This is a genomic window from Conyzicola sp., assembly GCF_057073975.1.
In genome coordinates, this window is sequence record NZ_JBXMIS010000079.1 from 1 (window position 1) to 4,113 (window position 4,113).

The following is a 4,113-nucleotide window of genomic DNA, read 5'->3' on the forward strand; positions in this document are numbered from 1 at the left end:
CCGCCCGACGGTACTTCAAGATCGACGGACCGTCGATCGTGGTGCGTGCGCTCGAACTGCTCGCCAAGCGCGGTCTCGTCGACCGGTCGCTGGCATCCCAGGCGATCGAGAAGTATCGCCTGCACGATGTCGCCGCCGGCACGAGCGGCTCGGTGGGGGGCGAGAGCTAGGCGGTGGCGCCTCGGACCAAGGAGCAGACGCTCGCCTGGCTGCGCACCATCTCCGGTGAGCTGTCGACGGCGACGCTGAAGCGACTAGAGGACACGCTGCCCTGGTATGGCGAGATGCCACCAGGGCGGCGGTCTGCGGTCGGGCTCGTGGCCCAAGCGGGAATCAGCTCGTTCATCAGCTGGTTCGACGACCCCAAGTCCACCCCGTGGATCGCGGCAGATGTCTTCGGCGGGGCACCCCGTGAGCTGCTGCGCAGCGTATCGCTGCAGCAGACCCTCCAGCTCATCCGCATCACCGTCGAGGTCGTCGAGGCGCGCATCGGCGACGGCGACGGGCTTCTGCGGGAGTCGATCCTGCTGTACTCGCGCGAGATCGCCTTTGCCGCTGCCGACGTCTACGCACGGGCAGCCGAGGCCAGGGGCCTGTGGGACGCACGCCTCGAGGCACTCGTCGTCGACAGCATCCTCAGCGGTGAGTACGACACCGAGCTGCCGAGTCGCATCGCCGCCCTCGGCTGGAACGGCCACGGCGAGGTCTGCGTGCTCGTCGGCACAGCTCCGCGCGTTCTCGACGTCGACCAGCTGCGGCGCACCGCCCGTCATCTCGACGCCGACGTGCTCATCGGCGTGCAGGGCAGCCGGCTCGTACTCGTCATCGGCCGCGCCACACCCGCCAACGACGAGCAGGATGCCGCGCCTCCGATGCCGTTCCTCGATATCGCCACGCAACTGGAGCCTGGTTTCGGACCGGGCTACCTCGTGCTCGGCCACGAGGTGGCCTCGCTCGTCGACGCGTCCAAGAGCGCAAAGGCTGCTCTGGCCGGCTTCGCCGTCGCCCGGGCGTGGCGCAACGCACCCCGGCCGACCCTCGCCGACGACCTCCTGCCAGAGCGGGCGTTCGCAGGTGACCCGCTTGCGCGCTCCACCCTCATCAACCGCATCTACCGCCCGCTGCAGGCGCACTCGACAGAGCTGCTCGCGACGCTGTGGTGCTACCTCGACAACGGCCGCTCGCTCGAGGCAACCGCCCGTGAACTGTTCGTGCACCCCAACACCGTGCGGTATCGCCTCAAGCGCATCAGCGAGGTCATCGGATGGGATGCGACCGGGGCACGCGAGGCGCTCATCCTGCAGGCGGCCCTCATCGTCGGCTCCATCGCAGAGCCCGATCCGTCGCGCAAGCGGCCCGTAAAGTAGCGGATTGAGGGGCTCGCACAAAGGATCAGGCGAATCTTGGTGCGATACCCACTGCGTCGAGCAGCGCGCACTGGCAGGATGGAGCGTGTGATTGTCGTTGTAGCGCCCGGTCAGGGCTCCCAGACTCCCGGATTCCTCGAACCCTGGCTCGTCGAGAGCAGGTTCCGCGAGCAGCTGGAGGGCATCTCCGACGCTGTTGGCATAGACCTGGTCGCCCACGGCACCACCTCCGACGCCGACACGATCCGTGACACCGCGATCGCCCAGCCGCTCATCGTCGCGGCGGGGCTCCTCACTCTCACCGCTCTCTTCGCCGACGGCCGACGCGACAGGGTTGGCGGCGTGGCCGGGCACTCTGTCGGCGAGGTCACGGCCGCAGCGGCCGCCGGCATCCTTTCGCAAACGGATGCCGTGACGTTCGTGCGCGAACGCGGCCAGGCCATGGCCAAGGCCGCTGCGATCACCACGACAGGCATGAGCGCCGTTATCGGCGGCGACGAGCACGAGCTGCTCTCCCGCCTCGCCGAGCTCGGTCTGTACCCCGCAAACTTCAACGGCGGCGGCCAGATCGTCGTCGCGGGCGCGCTCGACGCCCTCGCCGAGCTGCAGGCGAATCCGGTTCCCGGCACCCGGGTCATCCCCCTGCAGGTGGCTGGCGCGTTCCACACGAGCTACATGGAGCCGGCTGTCGAGCACCTCACGACGGTCGCGGCCGGTCTCACGACGAGCGATCCGACCCTGCCGATCTGGACGAACAAGGGCGGCGTGCTCGTCGCCGACGGCCGCCACTTCGTCGACCTGCTCGTCGGCCAGGTCTCCTCACCAGTACGGTGGGACAAGACCATGGAGGCCTTCGCTGCTGCCGGTGTGACCGGGATCATCGAGCTAGCTCCGGCCGGAGCGCTCGTCGGCCTCGCCAAGCGCGGCCTCAAGGGCGTCCCGACCGTCGCGGTCAAGACGCCCGACGACCTGGCTGCGGCCTTCGACCTGATTGACGGAAAGTAATGCCAACCCTCCAGCAGGCCACCGGCCCCAAGTTCACCCGCATCCTCGGTCTCGGCGCCGCCCGCGGCGACCTGGTCGTTCCGAACGACGACCTTGTCGGCCCCATCGACTCCAGCGACGAGTGGATCCGCCAGCGCACCGGCATCATCACCCGCGTCCGCGCCAGCAAGGGGGTCTACGCTATCGACCTCGCCGAGACGGCAGCCCGAGAGGCCATTGCCAACGCCGGCATCGAGGCATCCCAGATCGGCGCCGTGCTCGTCTCGACGATCAGCAACGTCGCCGTGACGCCATCCATGGCTGCTCTGCTCACCGACCGCATCGGCGCGACGCCAGCCCCCGCCTTCGACATCAGCGCGGCCTGCGCTGGCTACACCTACGGCATCGCGCAGGCCGATGCGCTCATCCGCAGCGGAGCAGCAGAATACGTGCTCGTCGTCGGTGCAGAGAAGCTCTCGCAGTATGTTCACCCAGAAGACCGCTCGATCTCCTTCCTGCTCGGCGACGGCGCTGGAGCAGCGGTTGTCGGGCCCAGCGACATCCCCGGAATCTCGAAGACCATCTGGGGCTCCGACGGGTCGAAGTGGGATGCGGTTGGCATGAACGGCACCTATGAGGAGTACCTCGACAAGGTCAAGCCATGGCCGACCATGCGACAGGACGGCCAGACAGTCTTCCGCTGGGCGGTCTGGGAGATGGCAAAGGTCGCCAAGCAGGCACTGGATGCCGCTGGCGTCGGTCCAGACGACCTCGCCGCCTTCATCCCCCATCAGGCGAACATGCGCATCATCGACGAGCTCGCCAAGCAGATCAAGCTTCCGGAGAGCGTGGCGATCGCCCGCGACATCGAGACGACGGGCAACACGTCGGCGGCATCCATTCCGCTCGCCACGCACCGCCTGCTGCAGGAGCACCCAGAGCTCAGCGGCGGACTCGCCCTGCAAATCGGCTTCGGCGCCGGGCTTGTCTACGGCGCCCAGGTCGTCGTACTGCCCTAAACTTATCCACGGTCAAACGACATCCCCCTTTAGGAGAAAAACACCATGGCACTGTCCACCGAAGAAGTTCTCGCCGGCCTCGCCGAGCTCATCAACGACGAGACGGGCATCGCGACCGACACGGTCGAGCTGGACAAGTCGTTCACCGATGACCTCGACATCGACTCCATCTCGATGATGACCATCGTCGTCAACGCAGAAGAGAAGTTCGACGTCAAGATTCCCGACGAAGAGGTAAAGAACCTCAAGACCGTCGGCGACGCGGTCAGCTTCATCACCAACGCCCAGGCGTAGTACTTGCGATGGGGGCGCCAGTCGCCCCCATCGACTCGTAGACACTGCACGTGATCCACAGGAAGTTGTCATGACCACAACGAAGAAGATCGTCGTCACCGGTATCGGTACCTCGAACCCGCTCGGCGGCACAGCCCCCGACTCCTGGACCGCGCTTCTCGCGGGCGAGTCGGGCACGAGCACCATCGATGCCGACTGGGTAGCCAAGTACGACATCCCCGTGCACTTCGCCGCGCAGGCGAAGGTGCGGCCAGAGACCGTTCTCGAGCGCCAGGAGTTCAAGCGCCTCGACCCCTCCGCGCAGTTCGCCCTCATCAGTGCCCGCGAGGCCTGGGCGGATGCCGGCATCACCGACATCGACCCCGTGCGCCTCGGCGTGGAGTACTCCACCGGCATCGGCGGACTCTGGACCCTGCTCGACGCCTGGGACACCCTGCGCGAGCGCGGAC

General features: G+C 67.3%; 5 protein-coding genes. All 5 read left to right on the plus strand.

What is annotated here, in order from left to right; genetic code table 11:
• Positions 1–173: 173 nt before the first annotated feature.
• Positions 174–1,367 (plus strand): PucR family transcriptional regulator, encoded by a 1,194-nt coding sequence (locus tag AC14A7_RS07065; RefSeq protein WP_484007595.1) that lies wholly within the window; start codon positions 174–176, stop codon positions 1,365–1,367.
• 87 nt (positions 1,368–1,454) lie between these two features.
• On the plus strand, positions 1,455–2,372 hold the full coding sequence (locus AC14A7_RS07070) for an ACP S-malonyltransferase (RefSeq protein ID WP_484007597.1): 918 nt from the start codon (positions 1,455–1,457) through the stop codon (positions 2,370–2,372).
• Positions 2,372–3,370 (plus strand): beta-ketoacyl-ACP synthase III, encoded by a 999-nt coding sequence (locus AC14A7_RS07075; RefSeq protein WP_484007599.1) that lies wholly within the window; start codon positions 2,372–2,374, stop codon positions 3,368–3,370. The genes AC14A7_RS07070 and AC14A7_RS07075 overlap by 1 nt, the downstream gene beginning before the upstream one ends.
• Before the next feature lie 45 nt (positions 3,371–3,415).
• Positions 3,416–3,664, plus strand: a complete 249-nt coding sequence (locus AC14A7_RS07080) for an acyl carrier protein (protein ID WP_484007601.1) — start codon at positions 3,416–3,418, stop codon at positions 3,662–3,664.
• Positions 3,665–3,734: 70 nt separating this feature from the next.
• Positions 3,735–4,113 (plus strand): beta-ketoacyl synthase N-terminal-like domain-containing protein (locus tag AC14A7_RS07085; protein ID WP_484007603.1); only part of this gene is annotated, 379 nt, incomplete at its 3' end.